Annotated in this window: 28 protein-coding genes; 8 read left to right on the top strand and 20 right to left on the bottom strand. The window is 75.5% G+C overall.

All coding sequences use genetic code 11. From position 1 onward, the window contains the following. Positions 1-9 precede the first annotated feature (9 nt). The 9 genes from trpC to O2W14_RS05335 form a co-directional block, all read right to left on the bottom strand. A complete protein-coding gene (gene trpC / locus O2W14_RS05295) occupies positions 10-819 on the bottom strand; it encodes an indole-3-glycerol phosphate synthase TrpC (RefSeq protein WP_269175032.1) in 810 nt (269 codons plus the stop codon). Positions 820-1,060: 241 nt separating this feature from the next. Next, positions 1,061-1,708, bottom strand: a complete 648-nt coding sequence (locus O2W14_RS05300) for a Trp biosynthesis-associated membrane protein (protein ID WP_269175033.1) — start codon at positions 1,706-1,708, stop codon at positions 1,061-1,063. After that, positions 1,705-3,219 carry an anthranilate synthase component I gene (locus O2W14_RS05305; RefSeq protein ID WP_269175034.1) on the bottom strand — a complete coding sequence of 505 codons (1,515 nt, stop codon included), beginning with the start codon at positions 3,217-3,219 and terminating at the stop codon, positions 1,705-1,707. Before O2W14_RS05305 ends, O2W14_RS05300 begins: the two co-directional genes overlap by 4 nt. Continuing rightward, positions 3,206-3,571: a phosphoribosyl-AMP cyclohydrolase gene (gene hisI, locus O2W14_RS05310; protein ID WP_269175035.1), complete on the bottom strand. Its 366-nt coding sequence runs from the start codon at positions 3,569-3,571 to the stop codon at positions 3,206-3,208. Before hisI ends, O2W14_RS05305 begins: the two co-directional genes overlap by 14 nt. A 33-nt stretch (positions 3,572-3,604) precedes the next feature. Next, entirely contained in the window at positions 3,605-4,327 is a 723-nt protein-coding gene (locus tag O2W14_RS05315; RefSeq protein ID WP_269175036.1) for a hypothetical protein, read from the bottom strand. Continuing rightward, on the bottom strand, positions 4,324-5,994 hold the full coding sequence (locus O2W14_RS05320; protein WP_269175037.1) for an FAD-binding dehydrogenase: 1,671 nt from the start codon (positions 5,992-5,994) through the stop codon (positions 4,324-4,326). Before O2W14_RS05320 ends, O2W14_RS05315 begins: the two co-directional genes overlap by 4 nt. Continuing rightward, the gene (locus tag O2W14_RS05325) at positions 5,963-6,514 is read right to left on the bottom strand and encodes a hypothetical protein (RefSeq protein WP_269175038.1); all 552 of its coding nucleotides are present in this window, start codon (positions 6,512-6,514) and stop codon (positions 5,963-5,965) included. The genes O2W14_RS05320 and O2W14_RS05325 overlap by 32 nt, the downstream gene beginning before the upstream one ends. Positions 6,515-6,780: 266 nt before the next feature. Then, a complete protein-coding gene (locus O2W14_RS05330) occupies positions 6,781-8,598 on the bottom strand; it encodes an ABC transporter ATP-binding protein (RefSeq protein ID WP_269175039.1) in 1,818 nt (605 codons plus the stop codon). Continuing rightward, complete coding sequence (locus O2W14_RS05335; RefSeq protein ID WP_269175040.1) at positions 8,595-10,388, bottom strand: ABC transporter ATP-binding protein; 1,794 nt, start codon at positions 10,386-10,388, stop codon at positions 8,595-8,597. Before O2W14_RS05335 ends, O2W14_RS05330 begins: the two co-directional genes overlap by 4 nt. A gap of 107 nt (positions 10,389-10,495) precedes the next feature. Between O2W14_RS05335 and O2W14_RS05340 the strand changes: the two genes are divergently transcribed. Then, positions 10,496-11,122, top strand: a complete 627-nt coding sequence (locus O2W14_RS05340; RefSeq protein WP_269175041.1) for a TIGR03085 family metal-binding protein — start codon at positions 10,496-10,498, stop codon at positions 11,120-11,122. A gap of 23 nt (positions 11,123-11,145) precedes the next feature. Next, positions 11,146-11,868, top strand: coding sequence for a class I SAM-dependent methyltransferase (locus O2W14_RS05345; protein ID WP_269175042.1), 723 nt, complete (start codon positions 11,146-11,148; stop codon positions 11,866-11,868). Between the two features lie 2 nt (positions 11,869-11,870). Here the strand turns inward: O2W14_RS05345 and hisF are convergent, their stop codons facing one another. The 4 genes from hisF to O2W14_RS05365 are packed head-to-tail and all read right to left on the bottom strand — an operon-like array spanning position 11,871 to position 14,662. After that, positions 11,871-12,665 (bottom strand): imidazole glycerol phosphate synthase subunit HisF, encoded by a 795-nt coding sequence (hisF, locus tag O2W14_RS05350; protein ID WP_269175043.1) that lies wholly within the window; start codon positions 12,663-12,665, stop codon positions 11,871-11,873. After that, positions 12,662-13,057 carry a RidA family protein gene (locus O2W14_RS05355; protein WP_269175044.1) on the bottom strand — a complete coding sequence of 132 codons (396 nt, stop codon included), beginning with the start codon at positions 13,055-13,057 and terminating at the stop codon, positions 12,662-12,664. Before O2W14_RS05355 ends, hisF begins: the two co-directional genes overlap by 4 nt. Next, positions 13,054-13,785, bottom strand: coding sequence for a bifunctional 1-(5-phosphoribosyl)-5-((5-phosphoribosylamino)methylideneamino)imidazole-4-carboxamide isomerase/phosphoribosylanthranilate isomerase PriA (gene priA / locus O2W14_RS05360; RefSeq protein WP_269175045.1), 732 nt, complete (start codon positions 13,783-13,785; stop codon positions 13,054-13,056). The genes O2W14_RS05355 and priA overlap by 4 nt, the downstream gene beginning before the upstream one ends. 37 nt (positions 13,786-13,822) lie before the next feature. Further along, a complete protein-coding gene (locus tag O2W14_RS05365) occupies positions 13,823-14,662 on the bottom strand; it encodes a helix-turn-helix domain-containing protein (protein ID WP_269175046.1) in 840 nt (279 codons plus the stop codon). 38 nt (positions 14,663-14,700) lie between these two features. Here O2W14_RS05365 and O2W14_RS05370 point away from each other — a divergent pair, with 38 nt between their 5' ends. Genes O2W14_RS05370 through O2W14_RS05380 form a run of 3 tightly spaced genes read left to right on the top strand, consistent with a single transcriptional unit; the run spans position 14,701 to position 16,669 of the window. Further along, positions 14,701-15,249 (top strand): TIGR03086 family metal-binding protein, encoded by a 549-nt coding sequence (locus O2W14_RS05370; protein WP_269175047.1) that lies wholly within the window; start codon positions 14,701-14,703, stop codon positions 15,247-15,249. 30 nt (positions 15,250-15,279) lie between these two features. Continuing rightward, entirely contained in the window at positions 15,280-15,879 is a 600-nt protein-coding gene (locus O2W14_RS05375; protein ID WP_269175048.1) for a nitroreductase family protein, read from the top strand. Between the two features lie 16 nt (positions 15,880-15,895). Further along, on the top strand, positions 15,896-16,669 hold the full coding sequence (locus O2W14_RS05380) for an SDR family NAD(P)-dependent oxidoreductase (protein WP_269175049.1): 774 nt from the start codon (positions 15,896-15,898) through the stop codon (positions 16,667-16,669). Positions 16,670-16,817: 148 nt separating this feature from the next. On the opposite strand, the gene hisH is transcribed toward O2W14_RS05380, so the two are convergent. Beyond that, the gene (gene hisH / locus O2W14_RS05385; protein ID WP_269175050.1) at positions 16,818-17,456 is read right to left on the bottom strand and encodes an imidazole glycerol phosphate synthase subunit HisH; all 639 of its coding nucleotides are present in this window, start codon (positions 17,454-17,456) and stop codon (positions 16,818-16,820) included. A 17-nt stretch (positions 17,457-17,473) separates the two neighbouring features. Continuing rightward, positions 17,474-18,067: a nucleotidyltransferase family protein gene (locus O2W14_RS05390; protein ID WP_269175051.1), complete on the bottom strand. Its 594-nt coding sequence runs from the start codon at positions 18,065-18,067 to the stop codon at positions 17,474-17,476. A 115-nt stretch (positions 18,068-18,182) separates the two neighbouring features. Here O2W14_RS05390 and O2W14_RS05395 point away from each other — a divergent pair, with 115 nt between their 5' ends. Next, a complete protein-coding gene (locus O2W14_RS05395; RefSeq protein WP_269175052.1) occupies positions 18,183-19,673 on the top strand; it encodes a SulP family inorganic anion transporter in 1,491 nt (496 codons plus the stop codon). 14 nt (positions 19,674-19,687) lie between these two features. Beyond that, positions 19,688-20,032 (top strand): MerR family transcriptional regulator, encoded by a 345-nt coding sequence (locus O2W14_RS05400; RefSeq protein WP_269175053.1) that lies wholly within the window; start codon positions 19,688-19,690, stop codon positions 20,030-20,032. Positions 20,033-20,094: 62 nt separating this feature from the next. Here O2W14_RS05400 and O2W14_RS05405 read toward each other — a convergent pair whose 3' ends face one another. From O2W14_RS05405 to hisD, 4 genes are read right to left on the bottom strand one after another with little or no spacing between them, the layout of a single operon-like run. Continuing rightward, positions 20,095-20,271, bottom strand: coding sequence for a hypothetical protein (locus O2W14_RS05405; RefSeq protein ID WP_269175054.1), 177 nt, complete (start codon positions 20,269-20,271; stop codon positions 20,095-20,097). Then, positions 20,268-20,864, bottom strand: coding sequence for an imidazoleglycerol-phosphate dehydratase HisB (gene hisB, locus O2W14_RS05410; protein ID WP_237494039.1), 597 nt, complete (start codon positions 20,862-20,864; stop codon positions 20,268-20,270). Before hisB ends, O2W14_RS05405 begins: the two co-directional genes overlap by 4 nt. A 5-nt stretch (positions 20,865-20,869) precedes the next feature. Continuing rightward, positions 20,870-21,976, bottom strand: coding sequence for a histidinol-phosphate transaminase (locus O2W14_RS05415; protein ID WP_269175055.1), 1,107 nt, complete (start codon positions 21,974-21,976; stop codon positions 20,870-20,872). Beyond that, entirely contained in the window at positions 21,973-23,277 is a 1,305-nt protein-coding gene (gene hisD / locus O2W14_RS05420) for a histidinol dehydrogenase (RefSeq protein ID WP_269175056.1), read from the bottom strand. The genes O2W14_RS05415 and hisD overlap by 4 nt, the downstream gene beginning before the upstream one ends. A gap of 82 nt (positions 23,278-23,359) precedes the next feature. On the opposite strand from hisD, the gene O2W14_RS05425 reads away from it, so the two are divergent. Continuing rightward, positions 23,360-24,271, top strand: a complete 912-nt coding sequence (locus tag O2W14_RS05425; protein ID WP_269175057.1) for an LON peptidase substrate-binding domain-containing protein — start codon at positions 23,360-23,362, stop codon at positions 24,269-24,271. 120 nt (positions 24,272-24,391) lie between these two features. On the opposite strand, the gene O2W14_RS05430 is transcribed toward O2W14_RS05425, so the two are convergent. Next, complete coding sequence (locus O2W14_RS05430; protein WP_269175058.1) at positions 24,392-25,171, bottom strand: DUF2567 domain-containing protein; 780 nt, start codon at positions 25,169-25,171, stop codon at positions 24,392-24,394. Between the last annotated feature and the right edge of the window lie 87 nt (positions 25,172-25,258).

The raw sequence follows: 25,258 nt of genomic DNA on the forward strand, positions 1-25,258 counted from the left end.
GGTCCTTGCTCAGCGGGTGGTGCGCGGGGTCGCCGGGTGCGAGCCGGCGGTGACCAGGTCGGCCACGGCCTGGCGGGGGTCGCCGGCGGTGACCAGCCCCTCGCCGACGAGGACGGCGTCGGCGCCCGCCCCGGCGTAGCTGATCAGGTCGTGCGGGCCGCGGACGCCGGACTCGGCGATCTTAACGACCTCGCTGGGCAGCCCCGGGGCGATCCGCTCGAAGGTGCTGCGGTCGACCGACAGGGTGGTCAGGTCGCGGGCGTTGACCCCGATGACCGAGGCACCGGCGGAGAGCGCGCGGTCGGCCTCGGCCTCGTCGTGCACCTCGACCAGCGCGGTCATGCCCAGGGACTCGATCCGCTCGAGCAGCCCGGTGAGCACCGGCTGGTCGAGCGCGGCGACGATGAGCAGCACCAGGTCGGCGCCGTGGGCACGGGCCTCGTGCACCTGGTAGCTGCTCACCACGAAGTCCTTGTTGAGCACCGGGACGTCGACGGCGGCGCGGACGGCGGCCAGGTCGGCGTGCGAGCCACCGAAGCGGCGCCGCTCGGTGAGCACGCTGATCACCCGGGCGCCGCCGGCGGCGTACTGCGCGGCGAGCGCGGCCGGGTCGCTGATCTCGGCGAGCGCGCCCTTGCTCGGGCTCTTCCGCTTCACCTCGGCGATCACCCCGACGCCGGGGGCGCGGAGGGCGGCGAGGGCGTCCAGCGCGGGGCGGGTGTCGCGGGCGACGGCCTGCACCTCGGCCAGCGGGGTGGCGGCCTGGCGTGCTGCGACGTCCTCCCGGACGCCGGCGACGATGTCGTCGAGGACGCTCATGACCCCTCCTCCGTGTGCCAGGACGTGTGCCGCCGGACTCTCCTGGGCAGCTGCGGTCACTCTAGAGACGCCCCGGTTCCGCTCCGACCCGGGGTCCACCACGACCCCGCCGGCGCCTCGGCCTCAGCTCCGACGGCGCCCTTCGGCCTCGGCGCAGTTGGAGGACCCCGCTGCCCCCCACGACTCGCCAGCTCGCCGCGGGACCCTGCACCGGGGCCTGAGGGGGCGCCGAGGTCCTTGTTCAGACCGTCGGGTCGTCGCCCCGGTCGAGGGCCTTCCACGCCGCCTGGTGCCGGTCCTCGGGGGTCTCGGGCCGCGCCCGGCCGGCCGGCGCGGGCGCAGCTGCGGCGCCGGTGGGGACGGTGGTGCGCTCGTAGCGGCGGCTCATCCCCGGCCAGCGCCGGCCACGCAGCACGACCAGGACCCCGGCCAGCACCCCGAGCACCCCGGCCAGCAGCGCCAGCAGCGGCCAGGTCACCGCGGCGTCGGTGGTGACCTGCGCGTCGCCGAGCCCGACCGAGGAGGTCACGTCGGCGAGGTCGACGCCCAGCCGGCCGGTCAGCCCGCGCAGCCCCGACCAGGCCAGCACCCCGCCGGCCACGGCCACCAGCAGGCCGACGACGACCCGGCCGGCCCCGCGGACGGCGATGACGGCGAGGGCGGCGGCCAGCAGCAGCAGCCCGCAGGCCCCGACCAGCGGCGCGGCCTGCCCGCCGGTGAGCGCCTCGACCGTGGACGGCAGCGGCGGCTGCCGGGTGATGGTCACCTCGGCCCACGGCGAGGACGACGACGTGAGCGCCAGCCCGCCGGCCGCCGCGCACGCCAGCACCGCGACGGTCAGCTCCCGCCGGCCGGGGGCGGGGGCGCCGGTGCCCGCCGGTGCGCTCACGGGAGCTCCCGCAGCCCCTCGGCGGTGGCGATCGCCGAGAGCACGGCGCGCGCCTTGTGCCGGGTCTCGGCCTCCTCGCTGACCGGGTCGCTGTCGGCCACGACGCCCGCGCCGGCCTGCACGTACGCGCGGCCCGCGTGCAGCACCGCGGTGCGGATGGCGATGGCCATGTCCATGTCGCCGCCGGCGTCGAGGTAGCCGACCGTGCCGGCGTAGAGCGCACGCCGGGTGGGCTCGATGTCCTCGATGACCTCCATGGCCCGGGGCTTCGGCGCCCCGGAGACGGTGCCGGCGGGGAAGGTCGCGTCGAACACGTCCAGGGCGTCGCGGCCCGGGCTGACCTGGCCGGAGACGGTGGAGACCATGTGCATCACGTGGCTGTAGCGCTCGATCCGCATGAAGTCGGCGACCTCGACGGTGCCCGGGACGCAGACCCGGCCCAGGTCGTTGCGGGCCAGGTCGACCAGCATCACGTGCTCGGCGCGCTCCTTGGGGTCGGCGAGCAGCTCCTCGGTGAGCCGGACGTCGTCCTCCGGGGTCGCCCCGCGCGGTCGGGTCCCGGCCGGCGGGTGGACGACGGCGCGGTCGCCGGTGACGGTGACCAGCGCCTCGGGCGAGGAGCCGACGACGTCGAAGGGCGTCTGCCGCCCGGCGAAGCGCAGCAGGTACATGTACGGCGAGGGGTTGGTCGCCCGCAGCACCCGGTAGAGGTCCAGGGCCGCGACGTCGGTGGCCAGCTCGAACCGCTGGCTGAGCACGGTCTGGAACACGTCACCGGCCCGCACGTGCTCGCGCACCCGCTCGACGCCGGCCTCGTACACGCCCGGGCCCATGTTGCTGGTGACCGGCGGGGCGTCGCGGGTCTCCAGCGTGGCCACGCCCGGCGGCACCGCCTTCGTCAGGTCCGCGGCCATCGCGTCGAGCCGGGTGACCGCGTCGTCGTAGGCCGCAGGGCTGGCGCCCAGGGCGTTGGCGATGAGCAGCACGGTGCCGTCGGTGTGGTCGAGCACGGCCAGGTCGGTGACCAGCATGAGCGCGACCTCGGGCATGCCCAGGTCGTCGGTGGCGGTCTCCGGCAGCCGCTCCAGCCGCCGGACGACGTCGTAGCCGAGGTACCCGACCAGCCCGCCGGTCAGCGGCGGCAGGCCCTGGGGGTCGGCGTGCGCGCTGCGGGGTGAGCGCAGCCGCCGGGCCAGGGTGCGGACGGCGGCCAGCGGGTCGGGAGGCAGGTCGTCGGTGAGCCCGGGCAGCGGGTCGCCCAGCCACGCCGTCGTCCCGTCGATCTCGGTCAGCACCCCGGCGCTGCGGACGCCGACGAAGCTGTACCGCGACCACTGCTTGCCCTGCTCGGCGGACTCCAGCAGCACGGTGCCGGGGCGGTTGCCGGCGAGCTTGCGGTAGATGCCGACGGCGGTCTCGCTGTCGGCCAGCAGCCGGCGGGTGACCGGGACGACCGGTGCGTCCAGCGCCGCGAACCCCTCGGCCGAGGGGGTGGTCTCACCGAGTCGCATCGGAGACCTCCAGCGGGCGGTGGAAGCAGCTGCGCTCGCCGGTGTGGCAGGCGGGCCCCTCCTGGTCGACGAGCAGCAGCAGCGCGTCGCCGTCGCAGTCGAGCCGCACGTCGCGCACCCACTGGCGGTGCCCGGAGGTCTCGCCCTTGACCCAGTACTCCTCGCGGCTGCGCGACCAGTAGGTGGCCCGGCCGCTGGTCAGCGTGCGGTGCAGCGCCTCGTCGTCCATCCAGGCGACCATGAGCACCTCACCGGTGTCGTGCTGCTGGGCGACGACGGCGACCAGGCCGGCCGGGTCGCGGCGCAGCAGCTCGGCGACGGCGGGGTCGAGCGGGGAGACGGGGGCGGACATGCCCCTGATCGTCCCACCCCGCACCGGCGCGGCTCAGGCCCAGGGCGGCCGGGTGGGCTCGGGCTGCTGCACCGGCTGGGGTCCCTCCCCCGCCGTCCGCCCGGTGCGCCGGGCCAGCCAGCCCCGGAGCTCGGGCAGGAACGGCAGCCCGCCGGCGAGCAGGGCGAGGACGGCGAAGACCGCCGGCAGCACGAACACCCCCTCGCTGAGGGTGGCCGGCGCGAGGTCGTCGAGGACGGCGACCCAGTACAGGCTCAGCGCGAGCTGCAGGGCGGCCGCGCCGAGGAGCCACCGCCGGCTGCCGCCCAGCACCTGCACGCCCCCGGCGACGAGCAGGCCGGCCAGCACGAGCTGGAGGAACGCCGTCCCGCCGCCGATGCCGGCCGAGGACCCGCGGGCCAGGCTGGACAGGGCGGAGAAGGCCATCGCCCAGATGGTGCCCACCACCACCAGCAGCGTGGAGACGAATGCCAGCACGGCGGCGGCGACGTGCAGCCCGGAGCGACCCGGACGCACCGGCGGCGGTCCCCACGCGGGCGGCCCCCACTGCGGCTGGCCCCACTGCTGCTGCGGCCACTGCGGCTGGGCCCAGGGCTGGGGTCCCCAGGGCTGCTGCCCGTACGGCTGCGACGCCCCGTACGGCTGCTGGTGGGACTGCGGCGGCCAGGACGGACCGGGCTGCGGTGCCGTGGTCGGCGGGCCGGCGTAGGGCGGGACGGCGGAGGGCGGGACGGCGTCCCAGTCCTGGGTGCTCACAGCGCAGCCGCCACGGCCCGGCCGGCGACCCGGCCGGAGAACAGGCAGCCGCCGAGGAACGTGCCCTCCAGCGAGCGGTAGCCGTGCATGCCGCCGCCGCCGAACCCGGCGACCTCCCCCGCCGCGTACAGCCCCGGGACCGGCGCGCCCCCGTCGCGCAGCACGCGCCCGGACAGGTCGGTCTCCAGCCCGCCGAGGGTCTTGCGGGTGAGCAGGTTGAGCCGGACGGCGATCAGCGGGCCGGCGTCGGGGTCCAGCAGCCGGTGCGGCTGGGCCACCCGGATGAGCTTGTCGCCGAGGTAGCTGCGGGCCTGGCGCAGCGCGGTGACCTGCTGGTCCTTGCTGAACCGGTGGGCGATCTCCCGGTCGCGGGCGACGACCTCCCGCTCGACGGTGGCCAGGTCCAGGTGCGGGGTGTCGCCGGTGACGCGGTTCATCCCGGCGACGAGCTCGGGCAGGGTCGGGGCGACCACGAAGTCCTCGCCGTCGTCCATGAACCGCTGGACCGGCGCTGCGGCGCCGGGCCGGATGCGGGTGAGCAGCAGCTTCAGGTCCTTGTCCGTCAGGTCGGGGTTCTGCTCGGAGCCCGAGAGCGTGAACTCCTTCTCGATGATCTTCTGCGTCAGCACGAACCAGGTGTGCTCGTGGCCGGTCGTGCCGATGTGCGCCAGCGTGCCGAGGGTGTCGAAGCCGGGGAACAGCGGCGCGGGCAGCCGGGTGCCGGTGGCGTCGAGCCAGAGCGAGGAGGGGCCGGGCAGGATCCGGATGCCGTGCCGCTCCCACACCGGCGAGTGGTTCACGACGCCCTCGGTGTAGTGCCACATCCGGTCGGGGTTGATCACCCGGCCACCGGCGTCCTCGGTGATCTGCAGCATCCGCCCGTCGACGTGCGCCGGGACGCCGGACAGCAGCCGCTGCGGCACCGGGCCCAGCCGCGCTGGCCAGTTGCGGCGCACCAGCTCGTGGTCGCCGCCGATGCCGCCGGCGGTGACGACGACGGCCTGCGCGGCCACCTCGAACTCCCCGACGTCGGTGCGCGAGCTGGCGACCCCGCGCGCGACGTCGCTGGGCTCGAGGACCGCGCCGCGCACCCCGGTGACGGCGCCGTCGGTCAGCACCAGCCCGTCGACCCGGTGCCGGTGGCGGACATCGACCAGCCCGGCGTCCACGGCCCGGGCGAGACGGGCGAGGAACGGGGCGAGGACGCCGGGACCGGTGCCCCAGGTGACGTGGAAGCGGGGCACGGAGTTGCCGTGCCCGGTGGCCGTGTAGCCGCCGCGCTCGGCCCAGCCGACGACCGGGAAGAACCGCACGCCCTGCGCGTGCAGCCAGGCGCGCTTCTCCCCCGCGGCGAACTGCAGGTAGGCCTCGGCCCACTGCCCGGGCCAGTGGTCCTCGGGGCGGTCGAAGCCGGCGGTGCCGAACCAGTCCTGCCGGGCGAGCTCGAGGGAGTCGTGCACCCGCAGCCGGCGCTGCTCGGGGGTGTCGACCAGGAACAGGCCGCCGAAGGACCAGAAGGCCTGCCCGCCCAGGGAGGCGGCCGGTTCCTGGTCCAGCAGCAGCACCCGCTTGCCGGCGTCGGCCAGCTCGGTGGTGGCGACCAGCCCGGCGAGGCCGGCCCCGACCACGATGACGTCAGCGTCCGCGTGCACTCCTGCCAGGTCCACGTCCCGACGCTAACCGCCCCGGGGCCCGGTCGGCCTGCGCCCGGCCGCGCCGGGTCCACTCCCGCACCGGACGGCGCAGCGCCAGCACCAGTCCGCCGAGCGGGCCGACCACGAGCAGCAGCGCCGGCCACGCCGCCGCGCCGTCGCCGAGGGCGGCGAAGAACAGGGCCAGGGCGAGGAGTCCGAGCAGCGGCAGGACGCAGCTCCAGGCCAGCACCGCCGACCCGCTGACCGGCCCGAGGCCCCGGCCGCGCAGCACCAGGACCCCGCCGGCGAGCGCGCCGGCCGCCAGCAGCAGCGGGACGAGCAGGTACCAGCTCCAGCTGCGGTCGGCGTCCCACAGGAGCCAGCCGAGGTAGCCGTCCTCCAGTGCGACCAGCCCGCCGAAGAGGGCGGCGAACGGCGCCTGCACGGGCCGGACGGGCGCCGGCGGGGCTGCCGACGGGCCGCGGCCGAGCGGACGACGGGGACGGTGCCGGGTCGCCGCCGCGCCCGGGCGGCGACTGGAGGTGGACGGCATGCCGGGCAGGCTAGGGCCACCGGCCCAGGGCCCGCTGGCCGTCGGCTGGGAGTGCGCTGGGACCGGTCCTGCTCGCGGCGCGGGCAGGACGGTGAGCGACACGGTGTGGACGGCGCAGCTGTCGGTGTCCTCGCACGGCTGGTCGTACGGGCTGCCGGACACCGACCCCGCGGGCTCCCGGTGTCGGCCGGCCGGCCGGCGTCCGGGGGCGGCCTCCACGGGCAGGCCGGGCGGGTCCGCTGCCGGTCGCAGGGCCCGCCCCGCCCTCACGCCTGCGCGGCCTGGGCCTCCGGCCGGCTGCCCGAGCTGCGCCGCCACGAGGCGTGCAGCCGCCCGTACGGGCCCTCGGCGTCCACCAGCTCGGCGTGCGTGCCGCGCTGGACGACCCGGCCGGCGTCGACGACCAGCACCTCGTCGGCCCGCTCGGCGGTGGAGAGCCGGTGGGCGATGGTCAGCGTGGTGCGCCCGTCGGTGAGGGCGTCCAGGGCGCGGGTCAGCCGCATCTCGGTGGCCGGGTCGACCGCGCTGGTGGCCTCGTCGAGCACCAGCAGGTCGGGGTCGGCGACGTAGGCGCGGGCCACGGCGACCAGCTGCCGCTCCCCCGCCGACAGCGACTCACCGCGCTGCCCGACCGGGGTGGCGACGCCGGCGGACAGGCTCTCCAGCCAGTCACCGAGGCCGAGCTCGTCGAAGGCCGCGGTGATGTGCGCGTCGGTCATCCCGGGCCTGCCGTAGCGCACGTTGTCGGCCACGGAGGCGTCGAAGAGGAAGCCGTCCTGCGGGACCATCACCACCCGCTGGCGCAGCGAGGCGAAGGCGGTCTCGGTCAGCGGCACACCGCCGATGAGCACCCGACCCTCCGTGGGGTCCATCAGCCGGGTGACGAGCTTGGCGAACGTGGTCTTGCCCGAGCCGGTCTCCCCCACGATGGCCACCCGGGTGCGGGCGGTGATCGTCAGGTCGACGTCCTCCAGCGCCTTGCGGCCACCGGCCGAGTAGGCAAAGCCGACGTGGTCGAAGCGGACGTCGAGCGGCCCGGGCGGCAGGGTGCGGCCGTGCTCCGGGTCGGAGACGTCGGGGGCGGTGTCGAGCACGTCGAGCACCCGACGGAAACCGGCGACGGCGTTCTGCGCCTCGTTGAGCACCTCGCTGGCGGTCTGCACCGGCGCGACGAACAGGGTGACCAGGAACAGGAAGGCGACCAGGGTGCCGGCGGAGATCTGCCCGCCGATGCCCAGCAGCACCCCGACCACCACGACCGCGGCGTTGGCGACGGCGGCGACGAGCTCGCCGCTGACGAACACCGCGGCCGTCGTCCGCTGGGCCTGCACCGAGGCGCGGTAGTGCCGGTCGATGGCGCTGTCGATGCGCGCCGCCGTCCGGGCGCGGATGCCGTAGGCGCGCACCGTCGGGGCGCCGACGACGGACTCGGCGACCGCGCCCAGGACGTCCCCGACCCGCTCCCGGACGACGCCGTAGACGGTGGCGAGCTTGCGGGAGAAGTACTTGACCGCCATCGCCAGCGGGACGAAGCAGACCAGCACCAGCAGGGTCAGCTGCCAGGAGTAGACGGCCATCACGATCGTGGCCACGACCAGCTGGCCGACGCTGATCAGGCCCAGCACGCCGCCCCACTGCATGAACACCGACAGCTGGTCGACGTCGCTGGTGACCCGGGAGACCAGCGAGCCGCGGCGCTGCCCCTGCTGGTGCAGCACCGACAGGTCGTGCACGTGCCGGAAGGCGCGCACCCGCAGGCCGGCGAGCGCGGTCTCGGTGGTGCGGAAGAGCCGGACGTTCATCCGGTACACGGCGAGGCTGGTGACCAGCACGACCACCACGCTGATCGCGACGAGCACCCGGACCAGGTCGATGTCCGGGCCGGTGGGCGCGCCCAGCCCCCGGTCCAGGGTCTGCTGCACCGCGATCGGGACGACGACCCGGCCGGCGGTGGCGATCAGGGCCAGGGCGAAGGTCGCGGGCAGGCCCTGGCGGAACTCCGGCATCATCCGCAGGCCGCGGCGCAGGGTCTGCAGGGCGCCCTCGTGCCGCTCGTCGGCGGGCAGCAGCGGCTCGTCGGTCACGCCGGCACCTCCACGGGGTCGGCGGCGGCCAGCTCCGGCGGCTGGTAGGCCTGCACCAGGCGGCCGTAGCCGGGGACCTGGGCGAGCAGCTCGGCGTGCGTGCCGCGGGCGACGAGCCGGCCGCGCTCGATCCACACGACCTCGTCGGCCAGCGCGATCGTGGCCTGGCGGTAGGCGACCACCACGACGGTGGCCGGGCGGTCGCTGTCGCGCAGCGCGTCCAGGATCCGGGCCTCGACCGAGGGGTCGACGGCGCTGGTCGCGTCGTCGAGGACGAGCAGCCGCGGGTGCCGGACGACGGCCCGGGCCAGCGCGAGCCGCTGCCGCTGGCCACCGGACAGCGAGGCGCCGCGCTCACCGACCCGCGTGTCGAGGCCCTCGGGCAGCCGGGCGACGAAGTCCTCGGCGGCCGAGGTGCGCAGGGCGGCGTGCACCTGCTCGTCGGTGAAGTCCGCGCCGAGGGTGACGTTGTCGCGCACGGTGTCGTCGAAGAGGAACGTCGACTGCGGGACGAACGCGACCTGGCTGCTGACCTCCCCCTCGCGCAGGGTGCGCAGGTCGACGCCGTCGAGCAGCACCGACCCGTCGTGCGGGTCGACCAGCCGCACCAGCAGGCCGGCGAGGGTCGACTTGCCGGCACCGGTGGGGCCGACGACGGCGACGGTGCGCCCGGCGGCCACCTCGAAGGTCACCCCGGACAGGGTCGGGCGGGCGGACTCGTCGTGCCGGAAGTCGACGTCCCGGACGCCGACGGCGGCGCCGCCGGTCCCGGCGGGGGCGGCGTCGGGGCCGTGCGGGGTCTCCCCCCGGGCCTCCAGCACGGGGGTGACCCGGTCGAAGCCGGCCATCGCCCGCGGCAGGTCGGCCAGCACCCAGCCGATCGCGCGGATGGGCAGCGTGAGCAGCGTGAACAGGTAGGCGATGGAGACCAGGGCACCGGCCTCGGTCTCGCCGGAGGCGACCCGCTCGGCGCCGATGAGCAGGACGGCGAGGGTGCCCAGGTTGGGCAGCGCCTCCATCATCGGGTCGAACAGGCCGCGGACCCGGCCCACCGCGACCAGGCCGTCGCGGAGCTCGTCGGCCTTGACCGCGAAGCGGGCGGTCTCGGAGGTCTCCCGGCCCAGGGTCTTCACGACCAGGGCGGCGTCGAAGCTCTCGTGGGCGATCTCGCTGACCTCGGCGCGCAGCTGCTGCGCGCGGGCCATCCGCGGGCTCATCACCTGGCTGTAGACGGCGTTGAGCGCGAAGACCAGCGGGAAGACGACCAGCCCGACCAGGGCCAGCAGCGGGTCGGTGAGGAACAGCGCGACGACGGTGATCGCCACCATGACCAGCGCGCCGCAGGCGAAGGGCAGCGGCATGACGAAGAACCAGGCGGACTCGACGTCGGAGTTGGCATTGGACAGCAGCTGGCCGGTCGGGTGCCGCTGGTGCCAGGACAGCGGCAGCCGCAGGTACTGACCGGTGACGCGGCGGCGGTAGTCGGCCTGCAGCCGGTAGGCCATGATCCCGGCGAACAGCCGCCGGCCGATGATGCCGACGATCTTCAGGACGGCGACGCCGATGATCGCCAGGGCGGCCAGCGTGAGGGCGGCGGCGGTCGTGGCGCCCTCGGCGAAGGCCGGCAGCAGGACCCGGTCGGTGATGCCGCCGATGACGTAGGCGCTGGCGACGGTCATGCCGCCGTAGAGGCTGCTGCCGAGCACCGCCCAGGTGAAGATGCCGGGTTGCTCGCGGATCCCCCGGGCGACGTGCCGGAGGCCGCGCCGGACGACGGCGTCTCGCGGCACAGCTGTCCTCCAGGTACGTCGTGCGGGTCGGTGGGCCGAGCGTACCCGCGCTCGTTACCCGCCCTAACGGATCGGCCGGGCGCTGCCGGACTGGCTAGCCTCGGGGCATGCCGACCGCAGCCCAGCCCGTGTCGCAGTCGGAGCGGGCGGCGCTGGCCGACCTGCTGGAGCAGCTGGGGCCCGACCAGCCGACCCGTTGCGAGGGGTGGACGACCCGCGACCTGGCCACGCACCTGGTGGTGCGCGACCGCCGCCCCGACGCGATGCCCGGGGTGGTGCTCGGCGGCCCGTTCGCCGGGTGGACGGCGAGGGTGTCGGCCCGCACGGCGCAGCGCCCGTTCGCCGAGCTGGTCGCCGGGGTGCGCTCGGGCCCGCCGTCGTGGGTACCGACCTCCTGGCCGGCGGTGGACCGGCTGCTCAACACCGTGGAGATGGTGGTCCACCACGAGGACGTGCGGCGGGCGCAGCCGGACTGGGCGCCCCGCGAGCTGCCCCGGACCGTGCAGGACCAGCTGTGGTCGAGCGTGCCGCTGCTGGCCCGCGGCGGTGGGCTGCCGCGGACCGCGGGCGGGCTGGTCGTGCGGCGCAGCGACGTGCCCGACGGCGCGGCGGACAGCGAGCGCCGGCTGCGCAAGGGCAGCCCCGCGACGACCGTGACCGGCGCGCCGCTGGAGGTGCTGCTCTGGGTGAGCGGCCGCCCCGACGTCGCCTGCGTCGACCTCACCGTCGACTGAGCCCGACCCCGGCCCGCCCGTCCGTGCCCGACCGCGCGTTCGCCGACCCGCGGCTGGCCGAGCTGTACGACCCGCTGGACCCCGACCGCTCCGATCTCGACGTGTACGCCGGGATCGTCGAGGAGCTGGGCGCGCGGACGGTGCTCGACGTCGGGTGCGGCACCGGCACCTTCGCCTGCCTGCTCGCCGGACGCGGACTGACGGTGACCGCACTCGACCCGGCCGCCGCCTCGATCGACGTGGCCCGCCGCAAGCCAGATGCCGGGCTGGTCGACTGGGTGGTCGGGGACGCGTCGTCCCTGCCGCCGCTCGCGGTCGACCTGGTGACCATGACCGCCAACGTGGCGCAGGTCTTCTGCACCGACGCCGACTGGACGGCGACCCTGCGCGCGGTGCACGACGCGCTGCGGCCCGGTGGCCGGCTGGTGTTCGAGAGCCGCGACCCGGCGCGACGTGCGTGGGAGGAGTGGGCCCCGGCCCGGACGCACACCACGGTCGACGTCCCCGGCGTCGGCCCGGTCGAGTCCTGGGTCGAGGTCCTCGAGGTGCGGGGCGACCTGGTCGGCTTCCGGGAGACCTTCGTCCTCGGCGGCGAGGTGCTGACCTCGGAGTCCACGCTCCGCTTCCGGACCCGCGCCGAGCTGGTCGGGTCGGTGACCGCGGCCGGGCTGGTCGTCGACGAGGTCCGCGACGCCCCGGACCGGCCGGGCCGCGAGCTGGTCGTCCTGGCCCGCCGTCCGGGCTGATCTCAGCCGAGCGGGCGGTCGGCCTCGTGCCGGACCGGGACGCCGGCGGCGGCCAGCCCGGCCTTGACGTCGCCCACCCGCAGCTGGCCGAAGTGGAAGACGCTGGCCGCCAGCACCGCGTCGGCGCCGGCCTCGACCGCGGGCGGGAAGTGGTCGACCGCGCCGGCTCCCCCGCTGGCGATCAGCGGCACGGTGACCTCGCGGCGCACGGCCCGGATCAGCTCGGTGTCGAACCCGGCCCGGGTGCCGTCGGCGTCCATGGAGTTGAGCAGGACCTCGCCGACGCCGAGCTCCGCGGCCTGCACGACCCACTCCACGGCGTCCCGGCCGGTGCCCTGGCGGCCACCGTGGGTGGTGATCTCGAAGCCGGAGTCGGTGTGCGCGCCGCCCTGGACCCGGCGGGCGTCCAGGCTCAGCACGAGCACCTGGTTGCCGAACCGGTCGGCGATCTCGGCGATGAGCTCGGGCCGGGCGACGGCGGCGGTGTTGACCGCCACCTTGTCCGCACCGGCCCGCAGCAGCTTGTCGACGTCGCCGACGCTGCGCACGCCGCCGCCGACGGTCAGCGGGATGAACACGCTCTCCGCCGTCCGCCGGACCACGTCGTAGGTGGTCTCCCGGCTGCCGGAGCTGGCGGTGATGTCGAGGAAGGTCAGCTCGTCGGCGCCCTCGGCGTCGTAGACCCGGGCCATCTCCACCGGGTCACCGGCGTCGACGAGGTCGACGAAGTTGACGCCCTTGACCACCCGGCCGGCGTCGACGTCCAGACACGGGATCACCCGCACCGACAGGCTCACGCCCCGGCCCCCCGCACGGCGTCCGCCTCGATCTCCACCAGCATGGTCGGGTCGATCAGGGCGGACACCTGCACCATCGTCGTGGCCGGCCGGACGTCGCCGAAGACCTCGCCGTGCGCCCGCCCGACCTGCTCCCAGGCGCTGATGTCGGTCACGTAGATGCGGGTGCGGACGACGTCACCGACGGAGAACCCGGCGTCGGTGAGGGCGCGGGCGACCGTCTGCAGGGCGACCCGGGTCTGCCCGCCGGCGTCCCCGGGGTGGGCCACGGTGCCCTCGACGGTGGCGGCCGTGCACCCGCTCACCCAGGCCTGGTCGCCGACCGCGACGACCCGGCTGTAGCCGACGATGCCCTCCCAGGGCCCACCCGAGCCCAGCCGCACGGCGCTCACGCCAGGTCCTCGGTGACCCGCAGCGCCTCGGGCAGGGTGAACTGCCCGGCGTAGAGCGCCTTGCCGACGATCGCACCCTCGACGCCGATGCCGGACAGGCCGGCGAGCGCCCGGATGTCGTCGAGCGAGCTGACCCCGCCGGAGGCGATCACCGGGCGCGGGGTGGCGGCGCAGACCTCGCGCAGCAGCTCCAGGTTGGGGCCGCGCAGCGTGCCGTCCTTGGTGATGTCGGTGACCACGTAGCGGGCGCAGCCCTCGTCGTCCAGCCGGGCGAGGGTCTCGTAGAGCTCCCCGCCCTCCTTGGTCCAGCCGCGGGCGGCGAGCCGGGTGCCACGCACGTCGAGGCCGACGGCGATGCGGTCACCGTGCTCGGCGATCGCCCGCGCGCACCACTCCGGAGACTCCAGCGCGGCGGTGCCCAGGTTGACCCGGCGGCAGCCGGTGGACAGTGCGGCGGCCAGCGACTCGTCGTCCCGGATGCCGCCGGACAGCTCCACGTCGACGTCCAGCGCGCCGACCACCGAGGCCAGCAGCTCGCGGTTGGACCCGCGGCCGAACGCGGCGTCGAGGTCGACGAGGTGCACCCACTCGGCGCCGTCCCGCTGCCACGCGAGCGCGGCCTCGAGGGGGTCGCCGTAGGAGGTCTCGCTCCCGACCTCCCCCTGCACCAGGCGGACGGCGAGACCGTCGGCGACGTCGACGGCGGGGAGCAGCTGCAGCTTCGGCACGACGATCAGCCTAGGCACCGCCCGCTCGCGGCCCGCGTCACGTCCCGGACGCGTGCCGGTCGGCGAACTGGCGGGGCGTCGTACCGGTCACCTGGCCGAAGTCGCGGGTCAGGTGCGGCTGGTCGGCGTAGCCCAGCTGCGCGGCCAGCTCGGCCAGGTCGACCGGGCCCGAGCGCAGCCGCTCGGCGGCCTCCTGCAGCCGCCGCCGCTGGATCAGCCACTTCGGCGTCAGCCCCAGCCGGCGGTGCACCAGCCGCTGCAGCGCCCGCTCGGACAGGTCGAACCGCTCGCAGACCTGGCTCACCCGGACGACGTCCCGGTCGCCCTCGACGAACTCCACCACCCGGTTGACCAGCAGGCCCTCCTCGTCGACGGGCAGCAGCGGCCGCAGCGCGTCCTCGAAGGCCGTCACCGCGGCGGCGTGCGCCGCCGGGTCGGCCGGGGCGGGGGTCATCGCGGTGCGCACCCGGGTGACCAGCTCCTCGCCCGCGGCGCCCAGCACCTCGCGGACGTCGACGTGCCGGTCGGTGTAGCGGGTCATCGAGCCGCGGGCCAGCAACGTGCCGGCCGCCGGCGCGCACATCACCCCGACCGCCCAGCCCTCCCCGGTCAGCGTGGTCGTCGACAGCCCGGAGACGACGCCGTAGAAGCGGGCGTAGTCGTGCGCGACCACGATCAGCGACACCGGGTACTGCAGCACCCGCTGCGGCGCCTCGGCACCCGGCGGCACCGACCACACCGGGATCCAGAACCGCTGCAGCAGCCCGGCGAACTCCGGGCCGGCCGGGTAGCGGTGCATCACGTGCGAGGCGTCGCCGGGGTCCTTGAGGTGCGCGCGCTCGATCGCGTCGATCGACGGGTCGCTGTCGGGTTTCATCAAGACCCAGCCTGCCCCAGCCTCCTAGCGTCCCGCCCGTGAACCCGACCGCGCAGCTGCACGCCGCCGCAGACGCCCCCCTGACCCGGCTCCTGGACGGCGTCCCGCCGTCCGGCTGGAGCGCCCTCTCACCCTGCCCGGGCTGGACCGCCGCCGACGTGGTCGCCCACCTGGTCTCGGCCCAGCGGGACTTCCTGGGCACGCACGGCGCGGACCTCGGCAGCGCACCCGCAGTCGCCGCCGACCCGGCCGCCGCCTGGCGGGAGCACGCCGCCCGGGTGGCCGCCGCCCTGGCCGACGGCGACCTGCCCGCCCGGTCGTTCGACGGCTTCTTCGGGCCGACCACGGTAGGCGAGGCGTTCGCGCGGTTCTACGTCTGGGACATGGTCGTGCACCGCTGGGACCTCGCCCGGGCCGTCGGCGCCGACCCCGGGCTCACCGACGCCGAGCTGGACCTGGTCGAGGCCGGCGCCGACGGCTTCGGGCCCGCGCTGCACATGGAGGGCATCTGCGGCCCCGCGCTCCCGGTGCCGGACGCCGCCGACCGGCCGACCCGCGTGCTCGCCCGGCTCGGCCGCACCGGCTGACCTGTCGCACCCGGGTGACAGGGTGGCGGCATGGAGTTCCGGGACGTCGTCCGCCGCCGGCGGATGGTGCGCGACTACGACCCCGACCGCCCGGTGCCGGCCGAGGCGCGGGAGCGGCTGCTGGAGCACGCGATCCGGGCCCCCTCGGCCGGGTTCAGCCAGGGCTGGGCGTTCCTGGTGCTGGAGACCGCCGAGGAGCGCGACCGCTTCTGGGCCGCGACCACCGACGGCGGGACGCCGGACGGCTGGCTCACCCGGATGCGCCGGGCACCGCTGCTGGTCGTCCCGCTGTCGCACAAGGCCGCCTACCTGGACCGCTACGCCGAGCCGGACAAGGGCTGGACCGACCGCGACGAGGCCCGCTGGCCGGTGCCCTACTGGGACGTCGACACCGGGATGGCCTCACTGCTGATGCTGCTCACCGCGGTCGACGAGGGGCTGGCCGCGGCGTTCTTCGGCGTCCCGCCCGAGCGGCTGGGCTCCTTCCGGGAGGCCTTCGGCGTGCCCACCGCCTACACGCCGGTGGGCTGCATCTCGGTGGGCTACCCGGGAGCCGAGGACAAGCGCTCGCCGTCGCTGAAGCGGGGGCGGCGGGGCGTCGAGGAGGTCGTGCACCGCGGCCGGTGGTGACTGGTTGACTCCCGGCGTGACCGAGAGCCAGCAGTCCCCGACCTCCCGCGCCGTCCTGGTGACCGGCGCCTCCCGCGGCATCGGCCGGGCGATCGCGCTGGCGTTCGCCGCGCGCGGCGACCGGGTGGCGGTGCACTTCGGTGGCTCCCGGACGCGGGCCGAGGCGGTGCTGGCGGAGCTGCCCGGCGAGGGGCACGTGCTCGTGCAGGCCGACCTCGCCGACGCCGAGGCCGTCGGGGCGATGGTGGACGAGGCGGCGGGCGGCCTCGGCGGGCTGGACGTGCTGGTCAACAACGCCGGGGTCTTCACCGCGCACCCGCCGCTGGAGACCGACTACGCCGACTGGCAGGCGGCCTGGCAGCAGACCCTGGCGGTGAACCTGCTCGGCCCGGCCAACGCCACCTTCCGGGCACTGCCGCACCTGATCGCGGCCGGCGGCGGCGCGGTCGTCAACGTCTCCAGCCGGGGCGCCTTCCGCGGGGAGCCGAACAACCCCGCGTACGGGGCGAGCAAGGCCGGGCTCAACGCCTTCGGGCAGTCGATGGCCCTGGCGCTGGCCCCGCACGGCATCTCGGTGGGCACGGTCGCGCCGGGGTTCGTGCAGACCGAGATGGCCCGCGAGGTGCTCGACGGCCCGGGCGGGGACGCCGTCCGCGCGCAGTCGCCCTACGGCCGGGTGGCCCGGCCGGAGGAGGTCGCCTCGGCGGTGCTGTGGCTCGCCTCGCCGGAGGCCCGGTTCTCGACCGGCACGATCATCGACGTCAACGGCGCCAGCTACCTGCGCAGCTGAAGAAGGTCCCCGCTCAACCGTCGCTCACCCGGCTCAACCCGATCCGCCTGACGTTGACCCGTGCCACGGCACGGCTTCACGTCAGGTCGCCCGGCTCAACCCGCCTCGCGGCCGGGTGGACCGGTCCCGTGCGCCGAGGACTGGGCGATCAGTCGAGCGTGTCCAGCCAGTTGGTGAGCAGCTGGGCACCGGCGTCGCCGCTCTTCTCCGGGTGGAACTGGGTCGCCGACAACGGCCCGTTCTCGACCCCGGCGACGAACCGGTCACCGTGCTCGGCCCAGGTGACCGCCGGCGGGGTGAGCCGGCCGGTGACGCCGGGCTCGGCCAGCGGGAACTGCCGCACGCCGTAGGAGTGCACGAAGTAGAAGCGCTGGTCCGCGAGGCCGGCGAACAGCGTCGAGCCCTCGGGTGCCTCGACGGTGTTCCAGCCCATGTGCGGCAGCACCGGCGACTCGAGCTTCTCCACCACGCCGGGCCACTCGCCGCAGCCCTCGGTGTCCTGGCCGTGCTCGACACCGCGCTCGAAGAGCACCTGCATGCCGACGCAGATGCCCAGCACCGGGCGCCCGCCGGCCAGCCGCCGGCCGATGACCTTGGGGCCGTCGACGGCGCGCAGCCCGTCCATGCAGGCGGCGTAGGCGCCCACCCCGGGGACGACGAGACCGTCGGCCTCCATGGCGGCGTCGACGTCGGCGGTCACCGTGACGTCGGCACCCACGCGGGTCAGCGCACGCTCCGCCGACCGCAGGTTGCCCGATCCGTAGTCCAGCACGACGACCTTCTTCACAGCTGCCACGCTACCCATCAGCCGCGCGGGGCCCCGTCGTGTTCCCAGGGCAGCACTGTGAGCTGCGGCCACTCCCCGAGCCAGCGGGCCGCCTTGCCCTCGTAGACGTCCCGCGGCGCCGGCCCCGGGTTCGGCCGCACGACCATGCCGAAGAGGTCGGCGTAGCCGTACGGCGCGTGCACGCGCAGCCCGCCGTCGTCCACCGTCACGCCGTAGCTGCAGCAGACGGCCGCGAAGGCGTCGATCGCGTCGCGGCAGTCGCGGAACGGGGCGGCCGACGGGACGCCGAAGCGGTCGGCGTACCAGAGGTGCACCCGGGCCTCGTTGCGGATCTCCACCGGCACCGGCAGGTCGGCGAACAGCTCGGCGCCGCGGCGGATGACGGCGTCCTCGGCCGCCCAGGAGGTGTCCGGGTCGAAGTAGAAGAGGTCGGCGTCGCGCACCCCGGCGGCGGGGTCACGGCCGGTGAGGCCGTTCCACACCGACTGGAACAGCACACCGGCGGTCAGCCACCAGTCGTCCACGCCGAGGGACGGCGCCCGCTCCAGCACCGCGGCGACCGTCGGGTTGGCCAGCACCAGGTCGAGGAAGCGCTGCTCGTCGGTGGACACGCCCCGAGCCTGCCCGACGCGTCCGGCGGTCCACCCGACTCTCCTCTCACGTGAGGGTAGGGTCTACGCCGAGCCCGCAGCGCCGCGGTCGGACCACCGCGACGGAACGGCCCCCATGAGCACCGCACTGCCCGCCCGACTCCCCCGCCCGGCCCTGCGCCGGCCTGCCTGGCTCTCCCCGCGGGTCGCCCGCGTCGAGGTCCTCGCCGGCCTGGTGACCGCCCTGGCGCTCATCCCCGAGGTCATCTCCTTCTCGGTCATCGCCGGCGTCGACCCCCGGGTCGGGCTCTTCACCTCCTTCGTCATGGCCGTGACCATCGCCTTCACCGGCGGCCGGCCGGCGATGGTCACCGCGGCCGCCGGCGCCGTCGCGCTGGTGGTCGCGCCACTGGTCCGCGACCACGGGCTCCCCTACCTGATCGCCGCCGTCCTGCTGGGCGGGGCGTTCCAGGTGCTGCTCGGCCTGCTCGGGGTCGCCAAGGTCATGCGCTTCGTGCCGCGCAGCGTGATGGTCGGCTTCGTCAACGCCCTGGCGATCCTGATCTTCACCGCGCAGCTGCCGCAGCTCATCGACGTCCCGTGGCCGGTCTACCCGCTCACCGCAGCCGGGCTGGCGGTCATCGTGCTGCTCCCCCGGCTGACCACCGCCGTCCCCGCCCCGCTGGTCGCGATCGTCGTGCTGACCGTGCTCACGGTGGCCGCCGGGATCGCCGTCCCCACCGTCGGCGACCAGGGCGAGCTGCCCGACAGCCTGCCCGGCCTGGCCCTGCCCGACGTCCCGTTCACGCTCGAGACGCTGCGGGTCATCGCCCCGTACGCGCTGGCCATCGCCTTCGTCGGGCTGATGGAGTCGCTGATGACCGCCAAGCTGGTCGACGAGATCACCGACTCCCCGTCGGACAAGACCCGCGAGTCGATCGGGCAGGGCATCGCCAACCTGGCCGCCGGCGCCTTCGGCGGCATGGGCGGCTGCGCCATGATCGGCCAGACGATGATCAACGTGCGGGCCGGTGCCCGCACCCGGCTGTCGACCCTCCTCGCCGGCGTGTGGCTGCTGGTCCTGGTGCTGGTGCTCAGCCCGGTGGTCGCGGCCATCCCGATGGCGGCCCTGGTGGCGGTGATGGTGTTCGTCGCCCTCACCACCTTCGACTGGCACAGCGTGCGCAGCGTCCGGCGCATGCCCCGCAGCGAGACGGCGGTCATGGTGGTCACCGTCGCGGTGGTGGTCGCCACGGACAACCTGGCGATCGGCGTGGGGGTCGGGGTCGTCGTGGCCTGCGTGCTCTTCGCCCGCCGGGTCGCCCACCTGGTCACCCTCACCCCCACGGACGGGCCGGACGGCGAGCGGGTCTACACCGTCCGCGGCGCGCTCTTCTTCGCCTCGGCCAACGAGCTGGTCGACCGCTTCGACTACGCCGGGGACCCCGACCGCGTCGTCCTGGACCTCTCCGCCGCCCACGTCTGGGACGCCTCGTCCGTCGCCGTCCTGGACGCCGTCGGCAGCAAGTACGCCGCCCGCGGCAAGACCCTGGAGATCACCGGGCTCACCGACGTCACCGGCCACTACCACCAGCGGCTGGCCGGGAAGCTGGGTGGCGGGGAGTGAACACCGGGGGCCGCATGCAGATCGGCGAGGTCGCCGAGCGGATCGGGCTGTCGCTGCGCACGATCCGGTACTACGAGGAGGTCGGCCTGGCCGTCCCCTCGGCCCGCTCCGAGGGCGGGTTCCGGCTCTACGTCGAGGCCGACGTCGAGCGGCTGCGGGTGATCATGCAGATGAAGCCGCTGGGCTTCAGCCTGGAGGAGATGCGCGCGCTGCTGGAGCTGCTCGACGCCGGGCCGGACGCCGACCCGGCCCGGCTGGCCGCCTTCCGCGAGCAGGCCGCCGAGCGGGTGGCGACCCTGCGCCGGCAGCTGCGCACCGCCGAGGAGTTCGCCGCCCGCCTGAGCTCAGGCGGAGCCTGAGTCCGGCCCCGTCCCGAGGCTCACCCCGAGCGTGCGAGGGGTGAGGAGGACGGGGTCCTTCCTCAGACCAGGTAGAGGATGCCGCTGACCGTAGCCAGCAGGGCCGCCACCAGCAGGATGCCGGCGAAGACCAGCTGCCCGCTGGTGCGTCCCCTGGTCTCGGAGTCGGCCTTGGAGATGCTGTAGGCGCCGCCCAGGAAGAACCCGCCGACCACCAGCAGGGCGACGCCGAAGTTCACAGTGCGCCCTTGGTGGAGGGCACGTCGGTGACCCGCGGGTCGAGGGCGACGGCGGTCCGCAGCGCCCGGGCGAGCGCCTTGAACTGACCCTCGACGATGTGGTGGGCGTCGCGGCCGGCGTAGAGCACCCGCACGTGCAGGCTGATCTTCGCGTTGAACGCGAAGGACTCGAGCACGTGCTTGGTCAGCGACGTCGGGTAGTCCGGGCCGATCATCGGGGTCATGTTCTCGGGCTCGGCGTGCACGAAGTACGGCCGGCCGGACAGGTCGACCGCGGCCTGCACCAGCACCTCGTCCATCGGGATGGTCGCGTCGCCGTAGCGGGTGATGCCGCGCTTGTCGCCGAGCGCCTCGGCGAAGGCCTGGCCCAGGGCGATGGCGACGTCCTCGACGGTGTGGTGGGCGTCGATGTGCAGGTCGCCGTCGGCGCGCACCGTCAGGTCGATCCCGCTGTGCTTGCTCAGCGCGGTGAGCATGTGGTCGTAGAAGCCGACCCCGGTGGCGATGTCGGAGGTCCCGGTGCCGTCGAGGTCGACCTCGACGACGAGGGTGGTCTCCTTGGTGGCCCGCTCGATGCGTGCAGTCCTGCTCATGGTGCTCAGTCTCCCAGTCGGTGGTCGGGGGCCACGTCACCCAACGCGGTGAGGAAGGCGTCGGTCTCCTCCGGCGTGCCGGCGGTGACCCGCAGCCAGCCGGGCAGGCCGACGTCGCGGACCAGGACGCCACGGTCCAGCAGCGCCTGCCACGCGGCGTGCGAGTCGGCGAAGTGCCCGAACAGCACGAAGTTGGCGTCGCTGGGCACGCTGCCCAGGCCGAGCGCGGGCAGCTCGGCGACGATCCGGTCGCGCTGGGCCTTGACCGCCTCGACGGTGGCCAGCAGCTCGTCGGTGTGCGCCAGCGCGGCCCGGGCGGCGGCCTGGGTCAGCGAGCTCAGGTGGTAGGGCAGCCGCACCAGCTGCACGGCCTCCACCACCGCCGGGTCCGCGGCCAGGTAGCCCAGCCGGAGCCCGGCCATGCCGAAGGCCTTGCTCATCGTGCGGCTGACCACCAGGCGCGGGCGCCCGGACAGCAGCGACAGCGCCGAGACGGTGCCCGTGCGGGCGAACTCCGTGTACGCCTCGTCGACGACCAGCACGCCCTCGGTCGCGTCGTAGAGCGCGGCGATGGCGTCCAGGTCGACCGCGGTGCCGGTGGGGTTGTTCGGGCTGGTCACGAAGACGACGTCCGGGCGCACCTCACGCACCTGGGCGACCGCCGCGGCGACGTCCAGGGTGAAGTCCGCGCGCCGGTGCCCCTCGACCCACGCCGTCCCCGTGCCCGTGCAGTACACCGGGTACATCGAGTAGGTCGGTGTGAAGCCCAGCGCCGTCCGGCCCGCCCCGGCGAAGGCCTGCAGCAGCTGCTGGATGACCTCGTTCGAGCCGTTGGCCGCCCACACCTGGTCGGCGGTGACCTGCTCGCCGGTGGTGCGCGTCAGGTAGGTCGCCAGGTCGGCGCGCAGCGCCACGGCGTCCCGGTCGGGGTAGCGGTTGAGCCCCTGGGCCGCCGCGGCGAGCGCGGTGCCCAGGTCGGCCAGCAGCGACGCCGGCAGCGGGTAGGGGTTCTCGTTGGTGTTGAGCTGGTGCGCGACGGGCAGCTGCGGCGCCCCGTAGGCGGACTTGCCCCGCAGCTCCGGCCGCAGCGGCAGCTCCTCGATCGAGGTCACGACCGCTGCCGGACCCGGACGGCGGCCGCGTGCCCGGGCAGGTCCTCGGCGTGCGCCAGGGCGTCGATGTGCCCGGCGACCTCGGCGAGGGCCTGCTCGTCGTACTCGATGAGGTGGACGCCGCGCAGGAAGGTCTGCACGCTCAGCCCGCTGGAGTGCCGGGCGCAGCCGCCGGTGGGCAGCACGTGGTTGGACCCGGCGATGTAGTCGCCCAGCGACACCGGCGCCCACGGGCCGACGAAGACCGCGCCGGCGTTGCGCACCCGCATCGCCACCGCGCGCGGGTCGCGGGTCTGGATCTCCAGGTGCTCGGCGGCGTAGGCGTCGACCACGGCGAGGCCGGCGTCGATGTCGTCGACCAGCACGATGCCGGACTGGGTGCCGTTGAGCGCGGTGGTGATCCGCTCGGTGTGCTTGGTGGCCGCCACCTGGTCCGGGACCCGCGCGAGCACGGCGTCGGCGAGCTCCTCGCTGGTGGTCACCAGCACGGCGCCGGCCAGCGGGTCGTGCTCGGCCTGGCTGATCAGGTCGGCGGCGACGTGGCCGGGGTCGGCGGTGTCGTCGGCGAGGACGGCGACCTCGGTCGGGCCGGCCTCGGAGTCGATGCCGATCAGCCCGCGCAGCAGTCGCTTGGCCGCCGTCACGTAGACGTTGCCGGGCCCGGTGACCATGTCGACCGGCGCGCAGGAGCCCGCGCCGTAGCCGAAGACGGCGATCGCCTGCGCCCCGCCGACCGCGTAGACCTCGGTGACGCCCAGCAGCGCGCACGCCGCCAGCACCCCGGGGTCGGGCAGGCCGCCGTTGTCCCGCTGCGGCGGGCTCGCGACGGCGATGGACTCCACGCCGGCGATCTGGGCCGGGACGACGTTCATCACCACCGAGCTCAGCAGCGGGGCGAGGCCACCGGGCACGTAGAGCCCGACCCGGCGTACCGGGAGCCAGCGCTCGGTGACGGTGCCGCCGCGCGCGACCTGGGTGGTGACGTCGGTGCGCCGCTGGTCGGAGTGCACGATCCGCACCCGGCGGATCGACTCCTCCAGCGCGGCGCGCACGGTCGGGTCGATGGAGGCCAGAGCCTCGTCGATCGCGGCCTGCGGCACGGCCATGTCGGGGACGTCGACGCGGTCGAGGCGCGCGGTGATCTCCCGGACCGCCTCGGCACCCCGCAGCCGCACGTCCTCGCAGATCGGCCGGACGGTCGCGAGCACCGCGTCGATGTCGGTACCGGCACGCGGGAGCAGGTGGGCCAGCTCACGCGGTCCGGGCAGAGCGGACCCTCGCAGGTCGATGCGGGACAGCACGGGGCACCTCCGGGTACGAGCAGCAGAACGACCAAACGGTAGACGCCCGGTACGACGGCCCCGCTGCCCGTAGGCTCCGGGCGTGCGGGCGAGCGGGAACGACGAGGGTGCGGGGGGCCGCGAGGTCATCGCGCTGTTCCCCCTGGAGAGCCCGCTCTTCCCCGGCGTGGTGCTGCCGCTGCAGATCTTCGAGCCCCGCTACCGCCGGCTGGTGGCCGACCTGGTCGCCCTGCCCGAAGGGGCGCCGCGCCGCTTCGGCGTCGTCGCGATCCGGCAGGGCTGGGAGGTCGAGCGGGTGGCGCCGGCGGAGGCGCTGTTCGACGTCGGCTGCACCGCCACCGTGCGGGTGATCGCGCCGCAGAGCGACGGCGGCTACCAGGTGGTCGCCGTCGGCGGCGACCGGTTCCGGCTGCTCGACGTCCTCGTGCCCTCCGGCCCCGACGAGCCGCCCTACCTGCAGGCGCTGGTGGAGTGGCTGGACGAGGAGGAGGCCGCCGAGGAGGCGGCCGGGGACGCCGAGGGGCTCACCGGCCCGGACCAGACCGCCGGCATCGTCCCCGAGGACGTGCTCAGCGAGGTCGCCCGCGGGTCGCTGGAGGTGCTCGCCGGCAACGTCCGCGACCTGTTCGCCCGCTACGTCGCCGACGTGGCCATCCGCCAGTCCGGCGACGCCGGCGGCCTGCCGGACGAGGTGCTCGACGCGCTGTCCCCCGACGAGCTGCTCGGGGACGACGACGAGGGCGGCGGGGAGCTGGGCGGCACCGCGGCACTGCTGCGCGAGGTGGCCGACGACGCCCGCGGGCTGTCCTACCTGGTCGCGTCCGCGGCGCTGCTGACCACCGAGGACCGGCAGGCGCTGCTGGCCGAGTCCGCCACCCGGCGCCGACTGGCCCTGGAGTCCCGGCTGCTGCGCCGCGAGCTCACCCTGCTGCGCACGCTGGGCGCCGTCCCGGTGCCGCTGGTGCAGTTCGCCACCCCGATGACCCCGAACTGACGAAGGACCCCTCGCCCCCCACCACTCGTACCTCGCGGTGGGGCGCTACGAGGGGGCCTGACCTCGCCCCCACCACTCGCCGCTCGCGGTGGAGCCTGGCGAAGGGCCGGGACGCCGCTGCTAGGACGCCGGCGGCGGGACGGGCGGGAGCGGCAATCGCGGCGGCAGGTCCTCGGGCTCGGGGCGGCCGAGGTCCTGGCGGGAGGTGTAGGTGGCCGCGACCAGGTAGACCAGCACCGCGAGGAACGGGCCGACCGCGAGAGCCGCGGTGGCCCGCAGGCTCAGCCCGGTGGTGACCGTGCGGCCGACCTCGGTCAGCTCGGCCTCGGTCGGGCCGTCGCCCAGCGCCGTCCCCAGCTGCCAGGCCACGATGCCGGCTGCCAGCATCCCGGTGGCCAGCGCGACCAGGACCAGCGCGCCGCGCCGGCTGCGCAGCCGCCACAGCACCAGCCCGGCCAGCAGCCCGATCGCGGCGAGGACCAGCACGAAGACGCTGTCGTCGGAGACGAACAGCTCGGAGTTGGGCAGCCCGCTGAGCGGCACGACGTCGGTCTCGGTGACCCGGTACTCCGCCCGCGGCGCCAGCCACAGCCACAGCGCACCGGCGGGCAGCCCGCACAGGGCCAGCACCAGCACGCTGAGCAGCCCGGTCCGCAGGTCCTCCCGGCTCCCCCGCAGACCCGGGACGCCGGCCCGGCGGGCCTGCGCCCAGGGCGGCAGCGGCTGCCCCGGCTCGGCACCCGGCGCGGACGGGGCGCTCGCACCGGGCACCGGGAGGTGCTGCGGCCCGGAGGCCGGGAACCGCTCCGTGTCGGTCCCGGGCACCACGTCCGCCCCCTCCGCGGGGCCGGGGCGCGCCGGGAACGGGGGCAGCTGCCCGGCGGCTCGGGGGTCGGTCACCGGCCCATTGTCGTCGCAGCCGCCGGGGAGTTCCCTGGCAGGTGGCCAGGGAGACGGTCCGGTAGCCCGCCCCGGACCTGTCGGGGC

The organism is Modestobacter sp. VKM Ac-2986, assembly GCF_026967795.1.
In the GTDB taxonomy this organism is placed as follows: Bacteria; Actinomycetota; Actinomycetes; order Mycobacteriales; family Geodermatophilaceae; genus Modestobacter.

What these genes read in the sequence shown, in the direction of transcription:
- trpC (WP_269175032.1), bottom strand. Translation starts at nt 819, where the DNA reads ATGAGCGTCCTCGACGACATCGTCGCCGGCGTCCGGGAGGACGTCGCA.
- O2W14_RS05305 (WP_269175034.1), bottom strand. Translation starts at nt 3,219, where the DNA reads ATGCGACTCGGTGAGACCACCCCCTCGGCCGAGGGGTTCGCGGCGCTG.
- hisI (WP_269175035.1), bottom strand. Translation starts at nt 3,571, where the DNA reads ATGTCCGCCCCCGTCTCCCCGCTCGACCCCGCCGTCGCCGAGCTGCTG.
- O2W14_RS05325 (WP_269175038.1), bottom strand. Translation starts at nt 6,514, where the DNA reads ATGCCGTCCACCTCCAGTCGCCGCCCGGGCGCGGCGGCGACCCGGCAC.
- O2W14_RS05340 (WP_269175041.1), top strand. Translation starts at nt 10,496, where the DNA reads ATGCCGACCGCAGCCCAGCCCGTGTCGCAGTCGGAGCGGGCGGCGCTG.
- O2W14_RS05365 (WP_269175046.1), bottom strand. Translation starts at nt 14,662, where the DNA reads ATGAAACCCGACAGCGACCCGTCGATCGACGCGATCGAGCGCGCGCAC.
- O2W14_RS05375 (WP_269175048.1), top strand. Translation starts at nt 15,280, where the DNA reads ATGGAGTTCCGGGACGTCGTCCGCCGCCGGCGGATGGTGCGCGACTAC.
- O2W14_RS05395 (WP_269175052.1), top strand. Translation starts at nt 18,183, where the DNA reads ATGAGCACCGCACTGCCCGCCCGACTCCCCCGCCCGGCCCTGCGCCGG.
- O2W14_RS05400 (WP_269175053.1), top strand. Translation starts at nt 19,688, where the DNA reads ATGCAGATCGGCGAGGTCGCCGAGCGGATCGGGCTGTCGCTGCGCACG.
- hisB (WP_237494039.1), bottom strand. Translation starts at nt 20,864, where the DNA reads ATGAGCAGGACTGCACGCATCGAGCGGGCCACCAAGGAGACCACCCTC.